The organism is Priestia megaterium, from assembly GCF_046599315.1.
GTDB lineage: Bacteria > Bacillota > Bacilli > Bacillales > Bacillaceae_H > Priestia > Priestia megaterium_F.
The window spans coordinates 24,140-47,602 of record NZ_JBKIKC010000014.1 but is presented as its reverse complement, the minus strand read 5'-3'; the positions used below and the strand labels follow the sequence as shown (position 1 = coordinate 47,602).

General features: G+C 33.3%; 27 protein-coding genes and 2 pseudogenes. 9 read left to right on the top strand and 20 right to left on the bottom strand.

Annotated elements, in window-relative coordinates:
• Positions 1 to 403 precede the first annotated feature (403 nt).
• Positions 404 to 1,930 carry an exopolyphosphatase gene (locus tag ACLHDF_RS25625; RefSeq protein WP_413921373.1) on the top strand — a complete coding sequence of 509 codons (1,527 nt, stop codon included), beginning with the start codon at positions 404 to 406 and terminating at the stop codon, positions 1,928 to 1,930.
• A 91-nt stretch (positions 1,931 to 2,021) separates the two neighbouring features.
• Here ACLHDF_RS25625 and ACLHDF_RS25620 read toward each other — a convergent pair whose 3' ends face one another.
• Complete coding sequence (locus ACLHDF_RS25620; protein ID WP_413921372.1) at positions 2,022 to 2,177, bottom strand: hypothetical protein; 156 nt, start codon at positions 2,175 to 2,177, stop codon at positions 2,022 to 2,024.
• Between the two features lie 339 nt (positions 2,178 to 2,516).
• On the opposite strand from ACLHDF_RS25620, the gene ACLHDF_RS25615 reads away from it, so the two are divergent.
• On the top strand, positions 2,517 to 2,855 hold the full coding sequence (locus tag ACLHDF_RS25615) for a YkvA family protein (RefSeq protein ID WP_413921425.1): 339 nt from the start codon (positions 2,517 to 2,519) through the stop codon (positions 2,853 to 2,855).
• 213 nt (positions 2,856 to 3,068) lie between these two features.
• Here ACLHDF_RS25615 and ACLHDF_RS25610 read toward each other — a convergent pair whose 3' ends face one another.
• Positions 3,069 to 3,449: a winged helix-turn-helix transcriptional regulator gene (locus ACLHDF_RS25610; RefSeq protein ID WP_413921371.1), complete on the bottom strand. Its 381-nt coding sequence runs from the start codon at positions 3,447 to 3,449 to the stop codon at positions 3,069 to 3,071.
• 144 nt (positions 3,450 to 3,593) lie between these two features.
• Here ACLHDF_RS25610 and ACLHDF_RS25605 point away from each other — a divergent pair, with 144 nt between their 5' ends.
• Complete coding sequence (locus tag ACLHDF_RS25605; protein WP_413921370.1) at positions 3,594 to 4,112, top strand: DJ-1/PfpI family protein; 519 nt, start codon at positions 3,594 to 3,596, stop codon at positions 4,110 to 4,112.
• 331 nt (positions 4,113 to 4,443) lie between these two features.
• Here the strand turns inward: ACLHDF_RS25605 and ACLHDF_RS25600 are convergent, their stop codons facing one another.
• The 3 genes from ACLHDF_RS25600 to ACLHDF_RS25590 all read right to left on the bottom strand — a co-directional run bounded on the left by ACLHDF_RS25600 (position 4,444) and on the right by ACLHDF_RS25590 (position 6,193).
• A complete protein-coding gene (locus ACLHDF_RS25600; protein ID WP_413921369.1) occupies positions 4,444 to 4,911 on the bottom strand; it encodes a DinB family protein in 468 nt (155 codons plus the stop codon).
• Between the two features lie 19 nt (positions 4,912 to 4,930).
• Complete coding sequence (locus ACLHDF_RS25595; RefSeq protein WP_413921424.1) at positions 4,931 to 5,485, bottom strand: HPP family protein; 555 nt, start codon at positions 5,483 to 5,485, stop codon at positions 4,931 to 4,933.
• Positions 5,486 to 5,608: 123 nt separating this feature from the next.
• On the bottom strand, positions 5,609 to 6,193 hold the full coding sequence (locus ACLHDF_RS25590) for a CGNR zinc finger domain-containing protein (protein WP_114895362.1): 585 nt from the start codon (positions 6,191 to 6,193) through the stop codon (positions 5,609 to 5,611).
• A gap of 368 nt (positions 6,194 to 6,561) precedes the next feature.
• On the opposite strand from ACLHDF_RS25590, the gene ACLHDF_RS25585 reads away from it, so the two are divergent.
• The 5 genes from ACLHDF_RS25585 to ACLHDF_RS25565 all read left to right on the top strand — a co-directional run bounded on the left by ACLHDF_RS25585 (position 6,562) and on the right by ACLHDF_RS25565 (position 10,495).
• On the top strand, positions 6,562 to 7,326 hold the full coding sequence (locus ACLHDF_RS25585) for an iron-containing redox enzyme family protein (RefSeq protein WP_413921368.1): 765 nt from the start codon (positions 6,562 to 6,564) through the stop codon (positions 7,324 to 7,326).
• A gap of 609 nt (positions 7,327 to 7,935) precedes the next feature.
• Positions 7,936 to 8,352 (top strand): NUDIX hydrolase, encoded by a 417-nt coding sequence (locus ACLHDF_RS25580; RefSeq protein WP_413921367.1) that lies wholly within the window; start codon positions 7,936 to 7,938, stop codon positions 8,350 to 8,352.
• A 33-nt stretch (positions 8,353 to 8,385) separates the two neighbouring features.
• Positions 8,386 to 8,823: an NUDIX domain-containing protein gene (locus tag ACLHDF_RS25575; RefSeq protein ID WP_413921366.1), complete on the top strand. Its 438-nt coding sequence runs from the start codon at positions 8,386 to 8,388 to the stop codon at positions 8,821 to 8,823.
• A gap of 149 nt (positions 8,824 to 8,972) precedes the next feature.
• The gene (locus ACLHDF_RS25570; protein ID WP_413921365.1) at positions 8,973 to 9,896 is read left to right on the top strand and encodes an aminoglycoside phosphotransferase family protein; all 924 of its coding nucleotides are present in this window, start codon (positions 8,973 to 8,975) and stop codon (positions 9,894 to 9,896) included.
• Between the two features lie 77 nt (positions 9,897 to 9,973).
• Positions 9,974 to 10,495, top strand: a complete 522-nt coding sequence (locus tag ACLHDF_RS25565) for a GrpB family protein (RefSeq protein WP_413921364.1) — start codon at positions 9,974 to 9,976, stop codon at positions 10,493 to 10,495.
• Positions 10,496 to 11,096: 601 nt separating this feature from the next.
• Here the strand turns inward: ACLHDF_RS25565 and ACLHDF_RS25560 are convergent.
• The 4 genes from ACLHDF_RS25560 to ACLHDF_RS25545 all read right to left on the bottom strand — a co-directional run bounded on the left by ACLHDF_RS25560 (position 11,097) and on the right by ACLHDF_RS25545 (position 13,833).
• Positions 11,097 to 12,122, bottom strand: coding sequence for a DUF418 domain-containing protein (locus tag ACLHDF_RS25560; protein WP_413921363.1), 1,026 nt, complete (start codon positions 12,120 to 12,122; stop codon positions 11,097 to 11,099).
• Positions 12,123 to 12,424: 302 nt separating this feature from the next.
• Positions 12,425 to 12,739: a DMT family transporter gene (locus ACLHDF_RS25555; RefSeq protein WP_074898456.1), complete on the bottom strand. Its 315-nt coding sequence runs from the start codon at positions 12,737 to 12,739 to the stop codon at positions 12,425 to 12,427.
• 2 nt (positions 12,740 to 12,741) lie between these two features.
• Positions 12,742 to 13,092: a DMT family transporter gene (locus tag ACLHDF_RS25550; RefSeq protein WP_413921362.1), complete on the bottom strand. Its 351-nt coding sequence runs from the start codon at positions 13,090 to 13,092 to the stop codon at positions 12,742 to 12,744.
• A 156-nt stretch (positions 13,093 to 13,248) separates the two neighbouring features.
• Entirely contained in the window at positions 13,249 to 13,833 is a 585-nt protein-coding gene (locus ACLHDF_RS25545) for a TetR family transcriptional regulator (RefSeq protein ID WP_413921361.1), read from the bottom strand.
• A gap of 731 nt (positions 13,834 to 14,564) precedes the next feature.
• Between ACLHDF_RS25545 and ACLHDF_RS25540 the strand changes: the two genes are divergently transcribed.
• Positions 14,565 to 14,744 (top strand): Spo0E family sporulation regulatory protein-aspartic acid phosphatase, encoded by a 180-nt coding sequence (locus tag ACLHDF_RS25540; RefSeq protein WP_215055251.1) that lies wholly within the window; start codon positions 14,565 to 14,567, stop codon positions 14,742 to 14,744.
• An 86-nt stretch (positions 14,745 to 14,830) separates the two neighbouring features.
• Here ACLHDF_RS25540 and ACLHDF_RS25535 read toward each other — a convergent pair whose 3' ends face one another.
• The 11 genes and pseudogenes from ACLHDF_RS25535 to mobL all read right to left on the bottom strand — a co-directional run.
• Positions 14,831 to 15,391: a L,D-transpeptidase gene (locus ACLHDF_RS25535; protein WP_413921360.1), complete on the bottom strand. Its 561-nt coding sequence runs from the start codon at positions 15,389 to 15,391 to the stop codon at positions 14,831 to 14,833.
• Between the two features lie 292 nt (positions 15,392 to 15,683).
• On the bottom strand, positions 15,684 to 16,097 hold the full coding sequence (locus ACLHDF_RS25530; protein ID WP_413921359.1) for an NUDIX hydrolase: 414 nt from the start codon (positions 16,095 to 16,097) through the stop codon (positions 15,684 to 15,686).
• Positions 16,098 to 16,180: 83 nt separating this feature from the next.
• Positions 16,181 to 16,822, bottom strand: coding sequence for a restriction endonuclease (locus tag ACLHDF_RS25525; RefSeq protein ID WP_413921358.1), 642 nt, complete (start codon positions 16,820 to 16,822; stop codon positions 16,181 to 16,183).
• Complete coding sequence (locus ACLHDF_RS25520) at positions 16,815 to 17,804, bottom strand: toprim domain-containing protein (RefSeq protein ID WP_413921357.1); 990 nt, start codon at positions 17,802 to 17,804, stop codon at positions 16,815 to 16,817. Before ACLHDF_RS25520 ends, ACLHDF_RS25525 begins: the two co-directional genes overlap by 8 nt.
• 79 nt (positions 17,805 to 17,883) lie before the next feature.
• Complete coding sequence (locus ACLHDF_RS25515; RefSeq protein WP_413921356.1) at positions 17,884 to 18,915, bottom strand: hypothetical protein; 1,032 nt, start codon at positions 18,913 to 18,915, stop codon at positions 17,884 to 17,886.
• 60 nt (positions 18,916 to 18,975) lie between these two features.
• A complete protein-coding gene (locus ACLHDF_RS25510) occupies positions 18,976 to 19,158 on the bottom strand; it encodes a hypothetical protein (RefSeq protein ID WP_413921355.1) in 183 nt (60 codons plus the stop codon).
• A gap of 646 nt (positions 19,159 to 19,804) precedes the next feature.
• Positions 19,805 to 21,089: pseudogene (locus ACLHDF_RS25505) on the bottom strand (IS110 family transposase).
• A 292-nt stretch (positions 21,090 to 21,381) separates the two neighbouring features.
• On the bottom strand, positions 21,382 to 21,741 hold the full coding sequence (locus ACLHDF_RS25500) for a hypothetical protein (RefSeq protein ID WP_413921354.1): 360 nt from the start codon (positions 21,739 to 21,741) through the stop codon (positions 21,382 to 21,384).
• Positions 21,742 to 21,936: 195 nt separating this feature from the next.
• Entirely contained in the window at positions 21,937 to 22,212 is a 276-nt protein-coding gene (locus tag ACLHDF_RS25495) for a hypothetical protein (protein ID WP_413921353.1), read from the bottom strand.
• Between the two features lie 51 nt (positions 22,213 to 22,263).
• Positions 22,264 to 22,701, bottom strand: a complete 438-nt coding sequence (locus tag ACLHDF_RS25490; protein ID WP_057275479.1) for a hypothetical protein — start codon at positions 22,699 to 22,701, stop codon at positions 22,264 to 22,266.
• A 2-nt stretch (positions 22,702 to 22,703) separates the two neighbouring features.
• Positions 22,704 to 23,426 (bottom strand): annotated as a pseudogene (mobL, locus tag ACLHDF_RS25485) (relaxase MobL); the annotation flags it as partial.
• Positions 23,427 to 23,463 lie beyond the last annotated feature (37 nt).

Here is a 23,463-nt window from a genome sequence, read left to right as displayed (position 1 = left end):
TTTTAAAAATATAATGTACATTTGTAAATTATAATCAATTGACAAGTTTTACTTCTGTTAACAAGTTTTCAGTTTATGTATAATTGTAAATTTCACATTAATAATATGTATATTTTAACAATTAGAGAACATCTTTGATTATTCTAATAATAATAATAAATGTATCTACATAATGAGGTGAAGTAGTTATATAAAATGAGAAAGAGTATTATATAATGAAACAGAATACATTATTTTATTTAAATACTTCTCAGTTCATGGAGAATTAAGAGATGCTCAAAAGAACGTTACTCTGAAGTAGAACTGGTTCACCACTCTCAGTTAAAAGGCTTACCCAAAAGAAACAATCACATTTTGCATGCAAGATACGCATAAATTTCTAATGAAAAGAGTGATAGATAAATTGGAAAAAAAAGTCGGAATTATAGACATTGGTTCTAATACGATGAGACTTGTTATATACGTACAGTCACAGAAGGGGCTACCTTTCAAAGAGATAGAAAATATAAAGATGGACGTGCGTTTGCGAGCTTATTTAAATGCTGAACAAATAGTAAGTGATGAAGGAATTTCTTTATTAATAGATACGCTTCATAGCTTCCAATTATTGCTTCATCATTATAAAGTAACAGATATAACTTGCGTAGCTACTGCAACCATTCGTCAAGCAAAAAACAGGGAAGATATCTTACATATCGTTCAAGAGAGAACAGGATTTACTCTCATGCTTTTAAATGAATATGAGGAAGCCTTTTACGGTTATACAGCCGTTATCCATTCTACCAATATAAAAGAAGGAATCACCGTAGACATGGGTGGAGGCAGTACAGAAATCACTTATTTCCGTGATCGTAAACTAATGGAATATTGCAGCCTTCCCTTTGGATCTTTGTCTTTAACACTTGATTTTGTGAAAGGTTCTGTTCCTACTGAGGAAGAGAACGAACAAATACGTCAGTATGTGCAAACGCAACTCGAAGGGATTCCATGGATCTTTAATAAAATGATCCCTCTTATTGGAATGGGAGGAAGCGCCCGTAACTTTGCACAACTCCACCAGCATTTGATTCATTATCCCCTAGCTGGTATCCATCAATATGAAATGGATGTATCTACTATTCGAGAGGTACAAGAGAAACTTAAACCGTTAACATTTCCTGAACTACAAAAACTTGAAGGTCTCTCTAAAGAGCGAGCTGATACCATTTTACCTTCCCTAGAAGTATTTAGATTACTACTTGATTTATCAAAGTCAAACAAATTTATCATAAGTAAAAAAGGGTTAAGAGAAGGCATTCTATATAACAAAATCAACGGACAAGATCATTCTCACCCATCCTTAGTAGATATAAGTATTGAAGAGATTATACATGATTTCTATATCAATGTTGACAACAGTAGACAAATGATCAAAATAGCAAATGTCATCTTGGAACAGATCAATAAAATAAAGAAGATGGAAAAATCCATAACCAATAAAGATGTAAAATTGTTAGAACAAGCAGCATATATCTTCCATCTGGGAAAGTATTTAAACGAAGAATCCAGCAGTCACCATACTTTTTATTTGCTTTCTAATCGGTCAATCTTAGGGTTATCACATCGGGAACGTGTGAAACTCGCTCTTGTAGCTTCATACAAAGGAAAGAGAACCTTTCGTCAATATATAGAACCTTTTAAAGATTGGTATACAAAAGAAGAACAAAAAAAGATGTGCTTATTAGGCGCTATCTTAGAGGTAGCTCAGAGTTTAAATATCACTAAGCGTAATATAGTTGATGATATAAAGATTTCCTCTAAAAATGATGATTGGATCATGAATATACGATGTCATGGTGATTATAAACTTGAAGAGCACCGAATAGAAAAACAAAAAAAGCACTTAGAAAAATTATTAAAAATTTCCTTAACCCCTAATTTCAATCGATAATTTTACTATAGTATTCTAAATAAACCTCCACCTAAACCAGTGGAGGTTACATAATTCTATCGAAAGTATGGTTATAAATCATAAAAAATTTTTATTTTATGGTAACCAAATCAGTTAACAAAGCTAGTTCTACTTGATAAGAGTTACTAATTTTACGAATTTCACAATAACCAGAATTATAAACATGAATAACTTTAAAGCGTTTGTTCATATACAAAACTTCTGTGTCATCTTTAGGATTTGTCATAATTATCCTTAAACCTCCTATGTTTTTTCATATTATCATCCTAGTAAAAAACGTTTAAATGTAGGTTAACTACTCATGATGACTTAAAAACATTATAAAGAGCAAAGGATTCCAAATGGTTTGGCGACAAAATATAATTTTACATCTCTAATTATTGTATAATTCAGGAAGCGTTTTCGCCAAGGGTAAAATATAAATTTACGTAATATTCACTTATAATTAACATAAGGACAATGACAATTCATGATGCAAATATCATGATTAATAGTAAATCATCTATCTTTTGATATAATTACTTAAGAGACATATTAAAGGGAGAAAATGTAACATGTTTGAGAAATTAAAATCTTAGGCCAGAAAGTTAAAAAGCAAATTTTCATCTTATATTTGGCTTATAAAGACGACCGGGTAGCCTGGTATGCAAAATTATTTACAGCCGGTGTTGTTGCTTATGCTTTTAGTCCAATTGATTTAATTCCTGATTTTATAACACTTTTAGGCTACATTGACGATATAATTATTGTTCCTTTAGGAATTATGCTTGCTCTAAAGATGTTACCTAAGAATGTAATAGATGACTGTATCATAAAAGCAGAAGACTTAATGAAGAATAAAAAACCTAAAAATTGGACTGTAGGTTCACTCATAATAATCTTATGGTTATTAATTTTTGCATAGATTTCTATTACTATTTTTAAGTTGTTAAACTAAATAATTCATTGCCTATAACACTCATGATAGTAGCTAACTTTTTAAAGCATGTACAGCTTAATAAAAGAAAAAACTACTTCTGAGTTCGGGAAGTAGTTTTTTCTGCGACATAATTAAGAGTTAGTCTTGATGCTTTTATACATCTTGAGTAGTTTGCTCAAAATACAAGATTTTATGTATTTAGTCTTTAGAGTTAATTTGGTTTTTTAAATCAACCATTCTTTTTTGTCCCCATTCATACATCATTTCTACTATAGGTAACAATGTCATTCCTAGTTCAGTCATCGAGTATTCAACTCGAGGAGGAATTTCAGGAAAAACTTCTCTATGTATGATTCCATCTTCCATTAGTTCACGTAACTGGTTTGATAATATCTTATGAGATATTTTTGGAAAGAGCTTTTGAAAGTCACTAAATCGATGTGGGCCTTCTACTCCTAAGTGCCATAAAATCACAACTTTCCATTTTCCACTAAGGATAGATAAAGTAAGTTCTTTTTCACAATTAAAATCACCATTTAGTATCTTTTTTCTAATTTCTTCTCGCAATGTATCTGACATTAATCTCATTCTCCTTTTGTTATTACAATAGTAACCTTTTAGTAACCTCCGCACAATAAAGTGCGTTCTTCACAGGCTACAAAGGCCAAGTTAAACTATGTTTAGGTTTTAAATAATTTTTATATTTCAGGAGGAAGACATACAATGAGTAAGAAAGCACTATTTATTATACCACCGGAACGATTCAACGAAGATGAATTATTTCATCCAAAAGAAGCATTAGAAAATGAAGGTATTGAAGTAACAATTGCAAGTACAAAAACAGGTGAAATTATAGGAGATTATCAAGGTAAAGTAGAATCAACTACTATTTTTACTGATGTTTCATCTAATGATTATGATGCCGTAGCTGTTATTGGGGGTTCTGGCACAAACGATTATTTATGGAATAATCAAGACTTACAAACTTACTTAAAACAAGCTTACGAGCAAAAAGTTCTTGTAACTGGAATTTGTGCAGGTTCAGTTTCTGTAGTTCAAACAGGTCTTCTGGAAGGACGAACAGCAACATGTTATCCAGTAGATATACAGATTAATCAATTAAAAGATAATAACGTAAAATATGTCTCAGAACATGTTGTCGCATATAACGACATCATTACTGGTGATGGTCCAGATGGTGCAAAAGAATTTGGTCAAAGTTTAGTAAAAGCTTTGAGATAATTTTTAAGTAACAAAAAGATTTTAATTAAGATAGAACTTTCTTTAGATAATAGTAAACCCTCCTTTTTTAAGGAGGGTTTACTATCGTTTAATTCCAATAATTCACATTATGGTAACTATAAATGAATATTTTATACAGCTAAAAAAGAGAAAAAACTACTGATGTGGGACTGAGCCCTTGCTCCAGTAGCTTTTTTAGTTTACGAATGATTAAATGCCCTGTTATTTTTATTTACTGTTATAAAGATATGTTCATTTATTCGATATAATAGAATAATTTCTTTATATATTTAGAAGGGGAAATATGTAAGTCTCAGATTCTATACTATATCTAACTTAGGATAGATTTTATATTCTTAATTGCATTAAAATGCATCCCCTCGTGATATAAGCAAAAACTTAAAAATTCCCTTATATATGTTAATTTTAGACCAGTAGATGTTGTATATGGATGTAATACTTTTTCATCTAACCTTTTTGACAATATTAGTTCTAAGCGCTGATTTTGCATTGTTAATAAATCTAGTAGTTCAATTAGACTCGGGGGCTCTGTAGACCATTCTAATGGTTTTGTACCAGGCGCAAAAAATCTATCATAATTTTCAGGGATGTTTATTCGTTCTCCTGCAAACGAAAAAGCGAATTTTTCTTGAATAACGTATATATGACCTATATTCCACTTTATATTATTATTTAACTTTTCTGGAATTATCTCTGTCGTTGCGTCATCCATATGGGAAACCAGTTTAATTGTATTTTCACGTGCAAAATTTAGCTGTTTAAAAATATAATCTTCCATCTTTACTCTCCTTTAAATTTTATAACCAAAAAGTCGGATAAGCTCTATCACTTCGCAAGTTATTTACAATTAACGCTACAATCACAATAAGTAAAGATCCTATTAAAACAGGTGTAACTATATAACTCCATGATGAAGCTCCTAAAATAACTACAATTGGATCTGCTCCTGCTGGGGGATGTGTAGTTTTAGTTAGCATCATTAAAGCTATTGCTAAGCCCACAGCAATGCCTAAAGTCCAAGCACTATTACCAAATAGATGATATATTACTAACCCAACAAAAGTAGCTACTAAGTGTCCTCCAATAATATTTCTTGGTTGAGATAAAGGGGCATTCCACACACCAAATGCTAATACACAACTTGCTCCGAATGGGGCCATTAACCATGGGGCTGAAGTCATAGTGGTTAATAGTCCAAGAGCTAGAATGCTGATAAACCCTCCAATCAATCCTGTAGAAGCGTCTTTTAAGCTAATCTTTAATGGACTTTTTGCGTTAGTTACCATCTTTGAAAAATATCTTGCCTTGGTTAAAGTAGCACCTTTCGATTTCGGATTAGTTGAACTAGTTATACTCATATTTTTCACTCCTTTATTTTTCATTTATTTTACATTTACATAACTAACCTGTCAATTTATATTTTATAGGTTAGTTATGTAAATGCATAAAAAAAGACTTGAATTCCTAGGTAGAATTCAAGTCTTTTTATTTTTTTTTTCTTGAAAACGAGCTACTTTTTTTCTATTTCCACATATCTTCATTGAGCACCATTTCCGCCTACCCGTTAAATCAATAAACAACAGTACACAATCGGGATTGCTACACCTTTTAATTTTTTGCAGTTTACCTTCAGCAATTAAATGTAAGGTATCTAGGGATAAAAGCGATAAAATTTTATTTAGTGTGCTACCTTTTGATATTTGTTTTAGTTCATCTGATTCCAATCGATATACATAAGGCGCATTTTCAATATTCTTTTCTAAATCGGAAATCCAGCCTTTATCAATAAAATTTCCATCTGCAATACTCTCAAAATTTTCTCTTAATGTAAAACGAAACTCATGGATATGTCTTAAGATTTCAGTGGTTTCATTCTCAGATATATTTAAAATGTTTTTATCAAGAGAAGGAATTTCTTCACACATTGTATGAAGCCAATCTAAAAGATCCTGTTCATGAACCAGTAATTCATGTCGACGACCATGACTTATAACTTCCGTATTCACCAAATCGAGAGAAAGAAAACCAGAAATAAGAGGAAATGTTTTTCTACTACACATAAATTTATCCCTCCCTAAGTCAATATCGGTCCAAAAATTAATAATATATAATTATATATTATTAAACTAATGTTTGGAAGGGCATTCATAAATCGAAACAAAATAACCTAATAAATAAATATTGACAGGTTAGTTCAGAAAAGGTATATTATAGCAAGTAATTCAAATTAATGGTAAATGAAAGGGTATAAATCCTTTAATAACAATTGCTCGATTGTAAAATAAGGGTATATATTCTTATTAAATTTGAAATTACTGGTTTCAGTTTGTTTTAATTCGGAAAATACACACAACCTGTATGAATACCTAACAAAAAAGATGTAATTTTCCGATAACTATGATTCTTAAAAACTAGGAGGAGATTTGTTATGGAATTAACTGCAGAAAAGTATCATGTAGTAAGTGAGGAAGAATTAGAAAGAGTTAGAAAACAACATGCGTGGGTAGCTGATCCTATTATTAAGGCCTCAGAGGAAGTTCTTAAGGAACCTTTTTTTAAGTGGCTTAAGGATGTAAAGTCAGTAGATGAATTAAAGTCAGTAGTAACTCAACTTTGGTACCACTCAGCAACGTTTCCTAAAGTCATGGGAATAATGTTAGGATTAACATCTTTAAAAGAAAATCATATGATGCCTTTTTACGCTTTACATATTTATGGGGAAGCTGATCATCATGAAATGTTAATGCAATGGATGTTAAAACAAGGTATTTTGGAAAATCGTGTAGAGATTGATCGTCATATTCCAAGTGTAGCAACTAATGCCTGTGTTAACCTTGTATATCAACTGGCAATAGAACAAGATAGATCTAAATGGTTAGCATGCTTAAACTCAGGTATTGAACGTTGTTCTAATCACTTCTTTATTGAAATGACAAAAAAATTAGATGAGTTAGGAGCCAATGATCCTTATTTTACAATCCACGTGGAAGCAGATGAACACCATTCTATTCTAGGACTAGATCATCTTGAAGAAGGAGCAGATGAATTTAGACAAGAAGTAATCGTAAAAAAAGCCTTAGAAGGTATTTCCTTATGGGGGTTCATGTTAAATTCTTGGATTGGTGTGAATAGAATGCCTGAGTTTGATTTACAAGGTAATTTAACTAACCCGGAAAAAGTATGTTGTCAATAAAAAGTGAAATTATCTAATTTCAGTGTTAAATTTGCAACAAATACATATTTCACTATATATTTTTAGTTAACGAGGAGTATATATGATAATTGTTTGTGAAAGACACACTAAAAGAGGCTTGAGTTTGTTTGATGCTCCTCATGTGGAAACAATAGAGCGCCAGTATTCAAAAAGAAAATGTATATTTTGTGAGAATGCAGCTAAGTTTAAGTTATTTTATACCACACCTGGGGAAAATCTTATTTTTAAAATTAGATACGAAATGAAATTAAGTTAAAGTAAGTCAAAATGATGTAGAAGATATTAGAAGCTTTGAGTGATGCAAACACAATAGCAAAAACACTGGATACGTCATTTCGTTTTGTTCCTGCAGCGATGGAACTTTTAGCAGTAAATAAATTATAATTTATAGAAAACAAGTCTTTTCCTATCAGGAAAAGACTTGTTTTTTTATAGATTATATATGGTTGCCGATAAAATCCATTATGGTAACTAGAAACAAAGGTATATGATGTGCATTTTAAAAATTGATATACCTCTCTCTTATTTGGATATTGTTGTATAATCTTATAGGCTAATCATTAAATAATTAAGGGACGGATGTCAGAGATGAATAGAGTGGATGTAGTTTACGCATTTATTTACAATGAAACAAAAGGAAAAGTGTTAATGGTACATAATAAGTCTTCTACTTGGTCATTGCCGGGTGGAGCAGTAGAGTCAGGTGAAACATTAAAGCAAGCAGTTATTCGAGAAACAGAGGAAGAAACAGGATTGAAAGTAGAAGTTGAAAATATCCTCGCAGTAAATGAAGCCTTCTTTTTAAAGCAAGAAAATCATGCTGTAATAGTCACGTTTAAAGCTAATGTTGTTGGCGGCCAGGAGAAAATACAAGATGAAAAAGAGATATCTGCTATTAAATGGGTAGATATTCAAATGGCTAATAAACTAATGCCCTATCATTTAGGGGGGGTAGAAAAGTTTCTTGCCAAATCAGTACCATATATTTATCAGGGTAAAATATAATAATAAATGCTTACTTTAGGTTGGTGATTAAATATGAATAAAACTGCTTTATTTGGAGTTCAGGAAGATGGAGAGCCCTACATAAACAAAATAGGTAGTTATGCTGTTATATATGATAATAGAGACTCTAGAATTGCTTTGATTAAAAACGATAAGGGGAATTATTTCTTACCAGGCGGCGGTCTCGAAAATGATGAATCATTAGAAGATTGCATTAAAAGAGAATGTAGAGAAGAGGCGGGATTAGAAGTTAATATTCAAAAATTTATAGGCTCTGCCAAGCAATATTTTAAATCCCCTAATGACCATAAATATTATCTTAATGAAGGTCACTTCTATATGTGTGAGCAATTAAGTAAACAGATTCCTTTAGAAGAAAATAATACTCTTTTGTGGGTTAAACCTTCTGTAGCAGTAAAAATATTAGTACACGATCATCACAAGTGGGCGATATCTCAACTGTTAAGGTAATAAAGTTCTTATAAGAGTGTTTACGTTAAGTATGTTTGTATATTATAAGCCTTTAATAAGTTTATGTAGCGCTATCTTATTTAGATAATATTGTAATTTATTTATTCATTTTACTTACACAAATTTATTTTTAGGAAGAAGGGAAGCGAATGACTTTAACTATTGAAGGAATCATAAATAAAGTACCTAAACTAAGAGAGTATGTTCAAATCCATTCTATTAAGAAAGGTTTTTCAAAAGATGAAAAATGGAAGGTAGATCTACCAAATGATTTGAAGTATTTTGTAAAGGTATCTGATATCTGTCATGCTAAACATAAAAAAACAGCATTCAACTATATGAAAAAGCTTAGTTTATTAGGAGCCCCAGTTCCTTCTACTGTGTGTGCTGTAGAACTGCAGAAGGAAGGGAAATATATTGAAATCACTGAATTTGTTGACGGGTCAGATGCTGAAGAAATTCTTTCAACACTTTCCCCACAAGAACAGTTTGAAGTTGGTAAGCAAGCAGGTGAAGCTTTAAAAGTCATTCATTCAATTCAAAGTGAGAGTCAAGAAAAGACTTGGGGTCCTTACATAATAAAGAAATACAATAATTATCTAAAGGAGTTTGAAAAATTAGAGGTCAAATATTTTTCTTTAGATACAGCTATCCAATATATAGACAGTCATCTCCACCTATTGAAAAATCGCCCTATTCATTTTCTTCATGATGATTTTCATCCGGCAAATATAATAATCCATTTAAAAAGGCTAAAAGCCGTCTTAGATTTTAATCAATATGAGTGGGGAGATCCAATTTATGATTTTCATAATATTGCTCTGTATACCCGAAATATAAGCGTTCCTTTTGCTATTGGTCAAATTCAAGGATATTTTAAAGGTAATCCCCCCTCTTACTTTTGGGAACTGTATACTACTTATGTAGCGATGGTTTTTGTATCTGATATTGTTTGGTCAATTAAGAATACACCTAATCATATAAATCAGATGGTTCAGAGACTAAATACTGTACTAGATGACCATCAGAACTTCGCTAATATTATCCCTTCATGGTATAAGGAAAACTACTGATAAGATGTTTTATGCTAACTATTGAACTAGCTTCATATAATTCAATTGAGGCGGCATAGTAAAATGGAGTGAGGAATATGGATAATCCTATTGTAATTAAGAATTATAATGCTAACTGGGTACTTAAATTTGAAGAAGAAAAAAACATTTTAAAAGCTATTATGAAAGAAAAAGCCGTTGCCATTGAACATATTGGAAGTACATCTGTCAAAGGATTAGGAGCTAAAGAGATAATAGATATAATGGTTGGTGTTCAACATCTAAAAGATGTTGAGGAGTTTATCGAACCTTTAAGAGATGTTGGATATGAACATGTATCCCATGCGCAGTTCCCCAATAGAAGATTTTTCAGAAAGGGATTATGGCGAGCAGGAACTCATCATTTACATGTATATGAATATGGAAGTAAAGAATGGACTAGCAACCTTTTATTTCGCGACTATCTGAGAACACATCCTCTAGTACTTCAAGAGTATCAACAGTTGAAAAGAGATCTGGCTGAAAAACATCATTTTGATAGAGCAGCATACACAGAAGCAAAGGCGCCATTTATAACAGATATTATTAGAAAAGCTAAAAATGATAAGAATCGCCTCTAATACACCTTATTGAAGTCACTTGTAAAAAAATAACAATCAATAAAAAAGAATCCTTTGCTTATATAGGCAAAGGATTTTCAAATTTATTGGAATAGGGGGAATACGTTATTAGTCTGGCCAGACTTGTAGATTCATATACATATACCTTTAAAAACGAATGTAGTCATTAACTATATTTATAGAAAATAACCTCGCCTTCATTTTATTGTGCGTTAAGTAAATGCTAAATTACTTCATTTATTATTAAGGTTTTACCATTTAATCTTAGTGACGACAAATTGGCTCTTTTTCTACAAAGTATATAAATGTTAAAATTTTTGTAATGAAAGTGTTTTATCATTTACTTAAATGTATTGATGATCCATAAGTTTTTCTTTTTATATCCTATATAATTAACCTATCTTTCACCTTAATTAATATAATCCTTAAACATAGCGTTTTCCAATACAATATGAACTCCGTACTCGTCTGCCATTTGTTTCGCAATAGACTCTTTGTCAAAGGGAAATTCGACCGATTCATCCTGTGTGAATTTGTAACTGGAAACCTCTTTCTTTTAACTGGATGACTTTCATGTTCACATAATGTTCGTTATTAGAAGTTAATTCATTGTTTTTTGGTTTAGTGCTATGTTTTTATTTTTCCCATATGTTCCTAAACGCCATAGCCATTCAAGAGGTCCGAAACGAAAATATTTTAACCAAATATTACTGAAAATAATTAAGAAGATGATGATGTTTACACATATGATTAAGGAACCTAAATAGCTAAGATGACCTTTTAAATTTAATGCATAGCCGATTCCTAAAATAAGGAATGTTTGTGCTACATAATTAGTTAGTGCCATACGCCCATAAGCTTTGAATGGTATCAACATTTTAGTTTGTGCAAGTAGACAAACTAGTCCTACATAAAAGCTTGAGATAATTGGTGTTGACCAGAGGCTTATATTCTCTTGGAAAATATAATCAGCGATATTTTCTTCTGTTTTTGCCGCATCATTCATGAAATAATCAAGAGGTGGTAAATGCATAAATTGAATTACCCATAACACTATAGATAATAAAAACATTATACTGGTAAAAATCCACCATTGACGACGATGTTGCAAAATCGTTGAGAATATTTCGTAATAGGCTGCAGCATAGCCAAACATCATAAATGGTAGTGGCATCAAAAATTTTGCACCTAGGAATAGACTACCACCTAATAAAATCGTTGCAAATGCGAGATTCCATACCATTGGAACTTTTGAACAGATCATTAAAACAAAGCCAAAAATTGCATAAATAAATAGGGCTTCCCCTGGTTGAAAGTACATATGAATACTTCCAAAAAGAGCTAAGATCAGTAGCCTACGTGTAAATAGTAAATATGGATGTTCGGTTTTTAATTTGGCACGTGTTAAAAAAATATAAAAACCGACTCCAAAGAGGAAAGAGAAAATTGAGAATAGCTTACCCTCCACAAAAAAATTAAGAGCATAAGCATAAATTGTATCTTTGGTTGTTTCTGGCAATTTTATTTGGAGTAATGCTGGAATATTGACCAAAATAATGCCGAGAAGCGCAAAACCTCGTAAAATATCTAATACATCAATTCGTTCATTTCTTGTTGTTGCTTGCATATTAACATCCTTTCAAGATTTTAGTTTATACAAAATATAGATAGCAATAAATGATTAAAAAAATAGGGATGAATAAAAATTCATGCTAAGTTAACATAACGTCTCCTTTAGGAACCAAACTAATCTGCACCCTTCTCACAAGAGGTCAGATTAGTTTGGATTGTTTTAGAATTTCCGATATTGATTGTCATGTTAACTAAATACTCGATTTATAAAGTTCTGCTACTCACCGTTTCAGGAACTTTTTCACCTTCTACTTTGCGGTCTGTGTCAGCTACGCTGGTATCAGGCCAATTATGATGTTAAGAGAGTAGCTGTAATCCTGTCACTCCAAAAACAATAAGAGCAACACTTACAAAACGTGCCGTGCTTTTTGATTCTCCAAATAAGAACATATTTAACAATACAGCACCGGCTGTTCCTATTCCAATCCAAACTGCGTAAGCTATACTTACTTGTAAAAATTGAAAAGATGTATATAAGAAAAAGAAAGAGACACCAAATCCTCCTAAATAAATAACTCCATTCAATAATGTTTTGTTCTGACTATACTTTTTAAGACCCATCACACCAATGATTTCACTAATTGCTGCCAAGAAGACAAATACCCAACCCATCTTTAAGCAACTCCTTTCGTTACTTTTTCCTCTTCTTTGTTATCAGCTAACTTCAGGCCGATAACGCCTGCCACTATAACTAATATCAAAGAGAATTTTGCAAGACTAAAACTTACATCAAAAAGCAAGACATCCATAAAGAACGTTCCCACAGTTCCTGCTCCTGCAAAAATAGCATACACCGTACCTGTTGGGAGACTTTCACATGCTTTAGAAAGGAAGTAAAAGTCGATAAGAATAACACCTAAAATCAACACCCAATGCCACCAGGTTTGGGCACTATTAAAACCGAACACCCAAATGAGTTCAAAAAGACAAGTTAATATTACATATAGCCAAGCTTTATTTTTCATAAGACCTCTCCTCGTATACTAATTTAACGTATATTATCTGCTAATAAGGAATTCATATTTTTAACAATTTCGCTTTTACACACCCCTAAAAAATGAATGAATGTCAGTCATTTTAAGAGTGAACAAAAAGTTATTGGAAAATATCCAATACCTTCTTCAGGTTCTTAATAACGATCTTTTTAAGAAGTTAAATATCTCAAACTTAAATACTTCCAGAGTATCATCTTGCTCAAGACCTATATAAAATCGTTCAGCAGCATTTTCAATAAGATTTATAATGAGTTTAGCCGTCCATTTTACATTAATGTCACTGATTATTTCATTATTTTTAATACCTTTATTTAATATCTCCTCAAACCAATGATAATAAGGCTGATATATCGACTCCCATTTTTCCATTGAATAATCTATAGCAAGACCAGAATAACAAAGGACAATAATATCTTTGTACGAATTAGTTATGTTAAAGGTTTTATCAATCACAACTTCTAAGACGTCCCAAAAGTTTTCTTTCCCTTGAGTATTTTCCTTAATTCCTTCTAACGTAGTTGTGAGAAGATTATCTGCAATAGCTGGTATTAAAGCCTTTTTTGATGAGAAATACAAATAAAAAGTGCCTTGTGCAATTCCTACTTTTTTGACGATATCTGAAATGGAAGTTTTATGAAGTCCTTTTTCAGAAATAACCTCAATGGCGGCTCTCAAAATTTTATTGTATTTTCCATCAGAAGTGCTTACCATACCGTTAACCTCCTCTTCTTAAAATGACTGACTGTCATTCATTATATTTCAACTTCAATAAAGTGTCAAAAGGAAAGTGATTATAACATTTCATTATTTTTAAGTAGTTTGAATTATAATTAATGTTTAAGAATAAATAAAAAGTTCCCAAACTAATCTGATCCCTTGTGAGGAGGGTTCAGATTAGTTTAGTTCCTAAAGGAGACATTATGTTAACTAAAGATGTATACCATATACAGCCTGAAAACAGAAAAAACTACCATCGGGGAGGAGGTAGTTTTTTCTGCTACATTATTTTCACTAAAGGAAGGAAACTTTACAGTTTCCTGAGTAGTTTGCTCAAGTTGCTATTTATTATTCGTTTTATAATCTTAAATAAAAAAAGAAACAGATCTAAAAAGACTGTTTCTTGTAAAATTCCAATCCATCATAGTACTTTACCCCTTTGATCGAAAATGAAACATGAAATGTGATTATTTTTTATAAAACTTATTTTGCTTCTGATAACTCACATTATGTTAACTGAGTGTGTATACATTCTAAAAACAGTAATATCTACTTCATATGCAAAGGATAGTTTTTTAAAAGGAACTTTATTCTTAATTGGGCTGCCCCTAATATCAATTATTATCCATTTTTGTTAACTATTTATCATTGATATATATAATTAAACCCTATAGTGTTACTTATGTGTAAAAATTAACATTAATGGTAAATGGGTGAATATTTAAGTGAAGGGGTATAAAAATGTTATAAGACAAACCTTAATAATCGAGATAGAAATAACAAGAGAGATCATGATTGTGACAGCATTGAAAGAAGGTTTCACTAGTAAGAATACAATTAGACTAAGTAAAAGAATTGATCACTTATTAAATGAATTAGATAAGATTAATAAACGCGATCATTAAAAAAGCCCCCAATTAAGCAAACAGATTTTTATTTACTCTGTCTACTTAATTGGGAGCATATCAGAACACGGAATGCTGCTCAGGAATTAGTCGTTTTTCATTTTATAGCCTTTTAATTTATAACCGTATACGCTCGTAAGATCAACGAAGCTCTTATAGGAGTACGTAATCGCAACCGGTGTACCTACTTGAACTTTATCGTAAAGCTTTTCAATATCTGCATTATGCATTCTCACGCAACCTTGGCTCACGTACTTTCCAATGCTGCTTTCATTGTTATTACCATGAATACCGTATGTATCACCATACGTACCGTTTGCATTTATCCCTAACCAACGTTTTCCTAATGGGTTGCGAGGATCGCCTCCAGAAATATGTCCTGTATAGTAAGGGCGATTCTTAATTTTGTTTACCACTTTAAAAAAGCCAACAGGTGTTTTATCCCATGTTTTTCCTGTTGCTACTGGATCTACGATTTCAATATAACCATTATGAAAATACGCAAGCTTGTTGTAGTACTTGTTAATGATGATTAAATCTTGATTCGTTGGTTTACTTGCTGCTTCTGTTTTCCCCTTATTTACCCCACATAATGCGACCATTAATAATGTAAGAACGGTCAGTGATTTCATAAAAATGTTCTTCATAAAAACTCTCCTCTTTTTTATATTTTTATAGGAAACGAAAAAAAGCACCTTTCAATTAGAAAGATGCTTTTTCGTCACGACCATTTATAAATAAAAACTTAGTTAATCCGATGATTTCGACATGCAGAGAAACGCTCTCTGCGGAAATTAAATTTTGTTTTGCGTGTAACTGCTCATTCGATGCAAATTTCAGCGTCTTAAAATACACATAAAAAAGACCACTCATAGGAGCGAGAGGTCTTTTTGTATTGAGACACTAGTTTAAAAATAATAAGAACTATCTTTATTCTACTTATATTATTCCTTGGTTGTAGTAAGGTGCATGCCCTTGTAAGAGTTTATTAATTCCTTCTAAATAATATGGAGCACGTTGTTCTACTTGTTCAATATCGACCCATTCAAGTTGAAATATTTCTTCAGGCATCTTAATTTCTTCAGTTCCATCTACAATATGTCCTTCAAAAGTAAAGAAGATAGCATGATGATTCCTTTTTAAAAACTTTCCTTCGTTGATGGCTAATATTTTGCCAGGTTCAATTGTCAGTCCAGTTTCTTCAAATACTTCTCGAATTACAGCTTCTACTAATGACTCACCAGCTTCCACTCTTCCGCCTGGAAAAGACCAATGCCCTTCATGATTATCAACCAATAAAATCTGATTGTACTTATTTTTAATGAGGGCATAGACTACTTTTACTTCTTCCATCAAATATATATCCTCCTAAGCGTACAGATGCAATATATGCAATATATACAATCTTAAACAACTTTATCGTCATTTTACATTTTTTATTCCTTATTAATTTTCTCCGTATGACGACAAGAAGGGAAAGAGGAACAGCCAAAAAAACGAGTATTATTCCCATCTCGTACGACTAGATCCTGCCCACATTTCGGACACTTACGAGGTTCTGGTGTGATATTTTCAAAGATTTCTCGTGCCTTAAAGACAGGTTTGACTTCATTAATGAATTTCTGAAGATCCGCACGATCCACTAAGGTCACATCACATGCAGCTGCAAGCTCTTTTGCTTGTTTCGTGAAATAACTATTGGTCACGACCCACGCTTGATTGGCCTTATAATACGCTTTTGCTGCGTACACTTCTTGTACTGCTGAGAGACTGACCCTATTTTTAGCACTATACCGTTTGGCTTGAATGACAACCTTTTCTTTACCCTTCATCACTAGATCAGCCCCAAAATCACCTGATTTTGGCGTTATCTGTGGTTTGTATCCTAATTGTTGAAAAAGTGCTCGCAAATATACCTCAAATTGATACCCATCCATCTTATCAATATAAGGCATACCTGATTGAGCTAACTCTTTCATATACCTCCGTTCACGAATCACACGATAAGCAAATTGAGAAAGTTTAAATAAAATTATAATAAGAAAAAGATAAAACACACTTTGAAACACCTTATCCATTCATTGAAAGCTCCTGTTCTGTTTGTTTATTCCGGAGACGTGATGCTACAGGTGGAATGGTTTTTCCATTCTTCTTTAACTCGTCGTTCCAGTCTTTCGCTCCCTTTGGAATATCTGCTTTTATTAAATCAGCATTAACGATTTGGTTCATTTTGTCAATAAATTCTTTTCCTCCTTGATCATTATCGACAGCTAACACCATTTCTTTAATGCCTAAGCCTTCTCTTCGAGCTTCCATATAAGATTGAGCAACGGTTTTAGGCTTTAAGCCATTCATACTAATGAGTCGTGTGTTTTGTAGGCTATTCTCCTGAATACTCCAATAAGAAAGCAAATCAATTGGACTTTCAAAAAAATGAATCTTATTTGGGCGACCAACATCAATTGAAAAGCCTGTATGTGGGTTATCGTTCGGTAAGACTTGTTTAAAGGAACCACGCTTATTACTTATAGAAGCTGTGCCTTGCCGATCCGCCCCAATTACCTTTCCTTTACCTCCATGTTCACGCCATTTAAACACGACATTGTTCCGTTTGTCTTGGGCGATTAAATCTTTTTGAAGAAGCCAGTCAACTAACCGAGAATCTATTTTACGTTCTTTTATGAGATAATCTTTTATTTTGCTTTGATCCTTTACTTCTAATTCTTTTGGATAGCGAAAAGGCTCTTTTGATGGTGAAACCGACGGTTGCTCATGCGACTGAGAAAGCTCTTTATAATCGCCTTTGTTGATATCTAATACGGCTTGTGGAAACGACATCCCATAATACATTTGAGCGAAACTGATCGCTCCATATCCTGTTTCATTCCGGCTGTTCCAAGCGTACATATTTCCTTTGATGAGTAAGCTATCATGTTCCGTATGACGATAATACTTTCCTTCTTTTACAAAGGTTTCGCCTTTGGCTTCCAGATACGACAACAAATCAATATTTCTCGCTTTCATAACCTCCTCCTCCTTGACGTGTTTTCGTTCTCCCATCTAAATCCCTCCCTCACTTCACTCTATGCAAAAAGGGAGCTTTTCAGCTCCCTCATCCTTTTCCAATCTTTTGCCATTTTTAGCGTTCTATTTCTTGCGTTTCCTTCCGTTTTTTTGAAGAATTTGCTCCATTGTTCCGTGCAAAAAACTTTGTAAATCCATTTTGTGATTTCTCTTCTTTTTTCTGCTTGTCATGATCCTTTTTCTCTGTATCTAATGCCTTTTCAAGCTTGATTAATTTCTCACGTTGAGAATCAGTCAAATTGAGCCCTTTCAATTCCTGCAGCACTTCTTTTTTTAATTTGTACACCTTATCAAAGGAATGCTTTTGTTCAAACTCCTTCATTTTGGCCAAACGCTGCTCTTTCTCTTGAGGTGTTTCTTGCTTAAGCTGTTTTTCGACAGGAGCTTTTTCTGCTTCAGCTTCCTTTTTCGCTTCTTTAGAAGAATCTTTTTCATCTGATATGCCTAATTGAGCTAACAAGCTTTGCTTAAACAGTTGCTTATACTGTGCTTCGTCACTAGGCTGCTGCATAACTTCTAGTACTTCTTGTTTGTAATCTTCTTGATATTGGTCCTTTTCTTGTGACTGTTTCCGTACCTGAAATTGATGAGAAAGCTCATTCTCCATGCCTTTTAATTGGTCATGAGTAAACGTATTTTCCTTTAAAGCACTTGATTTCAACATCACGTATTCGTTTTCTGCATTCACACGGGCTAACATACTATCAATATCTTGAGGTTTCTCTTTGTCATGCGCCTGTAAAAACGTAATATAGCTTGTTTTAAGCTGTGTTTCTCGATCTTTCTCTAAAACAGGATTCACATCATGACTCTTTAAAAAATCAAGAGTTGCTTCACTTTCATAGGCTTGTTTTTGCCCTCTTTCATCGGTGGAAACAAGCAAAACCTGCGGTTTTTCTTCTCCTAGAGCTGATTGTGTTAAGTAAACAGCTCCAGAAGGGATGCCTTGCAGCTGTTCACCACTGATATTTGCCCAACCTGCCTCGATCTTTTCATTTTGTGGGTGTTTCATAAACTTTTTTAACTCTCGTTTATCGGAAATAAGCGTTTTAAATTGGTCATTTGAAAGAGACGTAATTTTTTTCATCATATATTCCTCCATTTACGTAGTATTTGGGCAATAAAAAAGAGAGCTTTTTACGCTCCCTTACCTTTCGAGTTCCTGTTCCTCTTTTTTCTTTTTGACGGTGCCTGTACGTTTTTGGAATTGCATGTGATTACCCACTTCAACACGTTCTTGAAAAGTAAGAGATTGTTCCTGAACTTGACCATTGATGACTCCCTTCTCGTTTTTAGTCATGGTTGAATCAATCTGATGCTCAAGTTTCACGACTTCTTCCTTTGTCATCCATCCATTTTTGATCGCTTGTGTTTTGGTTGAATAGTATTTTTCTTCAGCCGTGACACGATCTAAAATGCTATCTACATTTTGTGCCGATTCCTGTTGCTGTTTTTGCTTATAATCCTCGTAAGCTTCTCCCCTCTAAATGAAACCCATATTTCTTTTTTAAATAGACGTAACTGATTGATAAAAGTTTCTTATAGAACTAACTCCTTGTTTATTCTATAAGATTAACGAATGTAACATGAATACTGTATACTATATACAAACCTCCCTCTATAAATTGAGTAATATCAAGGGTTTATAGGGGGGAAATAAAATATAACAAAATTTTTTATGTCCATTTCTAACCTTATATTTTCATTTTTATAAGAAACTGGTACTAAAGGGAATAGCTTCGCTATTCTTTTTCCATTATTTTAAAAAAAGATGGAGACATACATATAGTCGCACAATGGATTTCTATGTGCCTCATAGCGATGAAACCTCCCATGTCTCTCAGCGTCTTAGCGCCTACATTCCTTCGTTCAATCTGTCTATGAGATAGAGTTTGGTAATGCTAGTTTGCAAGGTCGAATGCCTGGAAAAATGCTTTATCCCAAATACTCCGTGCTTCATTTTTAATGGACAAAGGTTAAGCTCCTAGAGCTAGAGAAAGATGGGGAATATCTCGTATCATTCGCTCTTCATCAAATGGACATTGTTTCTGACCTACAGTATGTAGAACACGAACTAACTTCCCACAAAGTACAATCAGTGATTGTTTCTTACGTAAAGGATTTTTTGTCTCGTTGTATAGTACTGATGCAGAGCCTTAAAGGCTCGATTATGTCGAACAAGGGGCATAACAGTCCGAAAGAGCAAAGCCCTCAATTTAGCCCTTCCTCGTTTGGTAATTCGTGTTTGTCCTTTATGCTTTCCTGAGCTGGATTCTCGTAAATTTAATCCCGCGTATTTTAAGATTTGGCGTGGATTTTCAAAGTTTTTAATATCACCTAACTCAGAATAAAGCTCAATAACAGTTACCATCCCAACACCAGGTACAGTCAGCATTTCAGCAATACCCGGCAGGGTCAGCACAAGGTCTTCCAATTGTTTTTCTAATGCATGTAGTTCTTCTTTCAGCATCTTATATCGTTTGATATTTGTGGCTATTTCTCGTTGTGCCATCTGTAGTCCAACCGTTAACCCTACTGAACGTCCAGCAGCCTCTTGAAGTCGCCGTATTCGTTTATGGCTTGGGCGTTGTACTCCTCCGTAAGTGGACCATATTTCTGCCACCCTTTCGGGTGTTGTTTGATTAAGTTGAACTGGAAGAGGAATATGTTCTAGCGTGCCAACGCCATCTTTCCACTCCAGTCTTTAAAAACGGTTAAAAACTCTGGAAAATACTTATCTAGCCAATTATGAATCCGTCCTTGTAGAGACTGTAAATCACCTACAATTTGGTTTCTAATTGTAATTCCTGCCTTTACTTCTGCATCTTGATCCATTGGTAAGCGAGGATAAGAAAATCGACCATCTTTTATCAGTTGAGCGATAACTCTAGCATCCTTGATATCATTTTTCGTTGGAGAGTTATCGTCAAGTTCTTTACTTCGCTTAACGTGCAGAGGATTAACGACTCCGAAGGAGACAAGTCTTTCTTTTAGTGTATAGGCTAGATTTAACCAGTAATGACCTGTAGGTTCCATACCAACTAGAACATCAGATTTCTCATGTTTATGTTGCATCTCTTCCAACCAGGCAAAGAATCCTTCAAATCCTTCTTTTGTATTCGTGGAGGTTAGAGCTTTCCCAAGAATTTTCCCACGATCATCTTGGGCGCGAGCAACATGCTTAAATTTAGCAATATCTACTCCAACAATCAGTGTATGGGGTGTAACTTGATTTAACTTTTCGTTTTGAATACAATTCATAAGAGTCCTTCTTGAATGATGAATTGAAGTCATGGCCATGACCTTCTGCATCATATCAAGGGGACTTTTTTATTTCAAGACACCAAATAATTTCAAACAGGAATGCTAGTTAACATAATACCAACTATCAGAAGTTAGCAAAAAGGCCAAATCCTTATGTATCGAGGGTTTGGCCTTTGTTCATTTTTTATCGATTATGCAGGATTTTATACATTGTTGATTTATCAACATTTCCGGCTTCTGAGGAAGCTTGGCAGCTGCATGAAAAAATGAGATTTTATGCAATCTTCTTTTAGCTTTCTAAAGGATCTGAATCAGGATCAGGTTCCCATATAAATAAATCTCCATATGGGATCATCATTACAGGAACCATCGTAAATAAGGAAACATTTGGAACTATATTTTGTTCGTTTGACCGTACTACGACTTCGAAATGATCAGGAAAGTTCTCAGGAGATATAGTTCGAAAATCTCCACTGTATGGTTCAATTGTAAAAGTTTGATCAAACACGGTAGCTTTAGGGGATTTTGATGTGTCAAAAATCAAAACTCTTACTTTTGGCGCTCCTTTGCTCTTATTCATAAGATCTACACGAATAGAGCTAAGGTTTAGTAATGTTCCACTTATTTGTCCAGTTGAGAATGCAAACAAAATAACATAACCTCCTTCTTTTAAAAATGTAATAATTCATCACGGCATTTTTATTATGAAACTTTATACAGGTTTTTATGCAAAAAATTGTTCGGTTAGATAAGTCTATCAGAGCTGCCCCTTTGTTACATAAGGATTTTGCCTTTTTGCTTACTTCTTAAAAGCTTATCCCCCACAGACCTTTTCGCATAGGTTTTACTCATCGTCTTCACCTTCTTTATGGTATGAAATGCCCTTTAGTTCTTCTAATTCTTGTTCGTACCAAGGTTCTTCTAAATCTACAAAAAGCTTCTGTGTTTTGATATTCATGAGCACCAACATATTCTCTTGATGCACGACATATTGATGAAACTCTTTCGCTTCTTCTGGACTTAAATGCACCTCTACCTCTTTGTCTTGATACCGGACAATGGCATGATCCTCTCCTATAGCTTTAATCGAAGCTAACACTAAATCTTTGTTAAAAAACATATCTCACTCATTCCTCCTCTAAATGTTTAAATCTATCTTTATATAAATCCATCAATGAGATGGTTGTTTCCCTCTTGATTCTTCTGCATCAACCTTCTTTTGACGTTGATGAGCAATACGATTTTCGACAACTTCTCTCGCAATTCGTGTACTATCCATTTCCCTCATACTTGTCGTCATAAGTCCTTTAAAACCATGATGAGCAAATAATCCATTCATATACTCAATTAAAATTTGTGTGTTTTTATCCGCACTGTTTGCGCCAAGACGAATCTTTTTTAGTTCTTCTTTTATGACATCATGTAGGCTATTGCTGACGACTTCGGAAATATATTTCAATGACCATTCTTGCTCTTGAATCTTTCTATATTTCTCACAAATATCAATAATCGCTTCTGAAGCAAAACGAAGTTTATGTTCCTTCATATACTCTTGAATGTATGCCTCTGTTTCTTCATCCACTGTCACCTTATGTCTGTATTTCTCCATTTTTAATAACCCCTTTCGACTTCACGATTTTGTTCAATATCCTTTTGCAAACGCTCATAATGTTGTTGGTTTTTCCAACTTTCATATTCTGATTTAAAAGCACGTTCCATTTTTTTTAGAGAAACGTGTACAGGTAGATGGATAGCTGAATAAGATTTTTGCTTTGCCCCAGAAGAAGCCAATACTTTTTTGATATGTGTTTGTTTGCGATCATACTCACGCATTTCACTTAAGAAAGCATTGCCCATTCGTTTATATAATTCATCTGTTTTGTTTTGCTTATAATGTTCATACCGTTTCTTATCAAATGTCCCTTCACCGTATGCCTTCCTTAACACCTCTACCTCTTGATCCAATTTCTTATTGAACTGTTCAAACTCTTTTGCATGATACTTTTGAATATATTTTGCACTTAATATATCAATAGACGATCGTAAAGGTTGCAACGTGTTATAACTGTATTGCCATTGTCTCTTATCTTCTGGAAGATGATTATAGATGTGCAAAAAGAGTGGTTTAAGCTCTCGATTTCTCCATTTAAAAGAGGAATCCTGTTTCTTGCTTCCTACCATGTTTTTGCGGATTAAATCATTAATTTCTTTTTGTTCCTGCCCACGTTCAAGAATCTGACTCACCACTTTTGATTTCATGGCATCTAACGTTTTTGGTTTTCTTTTGCCCCGATCACGTGTAGGGTTTGGTTCTACTGTCGCAACATGAATATGAAATAGTGATAGGTAAACTTTTGAGATTATCTCCGGT

What these genes read in the sequence shown, in the direction of transcription:
- ACLHDF_RS25620 (WP_413921372.1), bottom strand. Translation starts at nt 2,177, where the DNA reads ATGACAAATCCTAAAGATGACACAGAAGTTTTGTATATGAACAAACGC.
- ACLHDF_RS25515 (WP_413921356.1), bottom strand. Translation starts at nt 18,915, where the DNA reads ATGAAAAAAATTACGTCTCTTTCAAATGACCAATTTAAAACGCTTATT.
- ACLHDF_RS25525 (WP_413921358.1), bottom strand. Translation starts at nt 16,822, where the DNA reads ATGGATAAGGTGTTTCAAAGTGTGTTTTATCTTTTTCTTATTATAATT.
- ACLHDF_RS25490 (WP_057275479.1), bottom strand. Translation starts at nt 22,701, where the DNA reads ATGGAGAAATACAGACATAAGGTGACAGTGGATGAAGAAACAGAGGCA.
- ACLHDF_RS25610 (WP_413921371.1), bottom strand. Translation starts at nt 3,449, where the DNA reads ATGTCAGATACATTGCGAGAAGAAATTAGAAAAAAGATACTAAATGGT.
- ACLHDF_RS25600 (WP_413921369.1), bottom strand. Translation starts at nt 4,911, where the DNA reads ATGGAAGATTATATTTTTAAACAGCTAAATTTTGCACGTGAAAATACA.
- ACLHDF_RS25585 (WP_413921368.1), top strand. Translation starts at nt 6,562, where the DNA reads ATGGAATTAACTGCAGAAAAGTATCATGTAGTAAGTGAGGAAGAATTA.
- ACLHDF_RS25590 (WP_114895362.1), bottom strand. Translation starts at nt 6,193, where the DNA reads ATGTGTAGTAGAAAAACATTTCCTCTTATTTCTGGTTTTCTTTCTCTC.
- ACLHDF_RS25580 (WP_413921367.1), top strand. Translation starts at nt 7,936, where the DNA reads ATGAATAGAGTGGATGTAGTTTACGCATTTATTTACAATGAAACAAAA.
- ACLHDF_RS25570 (WP_413921365.1), top strand. Translation starts at nt 8,973, where the DNA reads ATGACTTTAACTATTGAAGGAATCATAAATAAAGTACCTAAACTAAGA.
- ACLHDF_RS25560 (WP_413921363.1), bottom strand. Translation starts at nt 12,122, where the DNA reads ATGCAAGCAACAACAAGAAATGAACGAATTGATGTATTAGATATTTTA.
- ACLHDF_RS25575 (WP_413921366.1), top strand. Translation starts at nt 8,386, where the DNA reads ATGAATAAAACTGCTTTATTTGGAGTTCAGGAAGATGGAGAGCCCTAC.
- ACLHDF_RS25530 (WP_413921359.1), bottom strand. Translation starts at nt 16,097, where the DNA reads ATGGAAGAAGTAAAAGTAGTCTATGCCCTCATTAAAAATAAGTACAAT.
- ACLHDF_RS25545 (WP_413921361.1), bottom strand. Translation starts at nt 13,833, where the DNA reads ATGGTAAGCACTTCTGATGGAAAATACAATAAAATTTTGAGAGCCGCC.
- ACLHDF_RS25605 (WP_413921370.1), top strand. Translation starts at nt 3,594, where the DNA reads ATGAGTAAGAAAGCACTATTTATTATACCACCGGAACGATTCAACGAA.
- ACLHDF_RS25555 (WP_074898456.1), bottom strand. Translation starts at nt 12,739, where the DNA reads ATGGGTTGGGTATTTGTCTTCTTGGCAGCAATTAGTGAAATCATTGGT.
- ACLHDF_RS25520 (WP_413921357.1), bottom strand. Translation starts at nt 17,804, where the DNA reads ATGGGAGAACGAAAACACGTCAAGGAGGAGGAGGTTATGAAAGCGAGA.
- ACLHDF_RS25495 (WP_413921353.1), bottom strand. Translation starts at nt 22,212, where the DNA reads ATGTTTTTTAACAAAGATTTAGTGTTAGCTTCGATTAAAGCTATAGGA.
- ACLHDF_RS25535 (WP_413921360.1), bottom strand. Translation starts at nt 15,391, where the DNA reads ATGAAGAACATTTTTATGAAATCACTGACCGTTCTTACATTATTAATG.
- ACLHDF_RS25565 (WP_413921364.1), top strand. Translation starts at nt 9,974, where the DNA reads ATGGATAATCCTATTGTAATTAAGAATTATAATGCTAACTGGGTACTT.
- ACLHDF_RS25550 (WP_413921362.1), bottom strand. Translation starts at nt 13,092, where the DNA reads ATGAAAAATAAAGCTTGGCTATATGTAATATTAACTTGTCTTTTTGAA.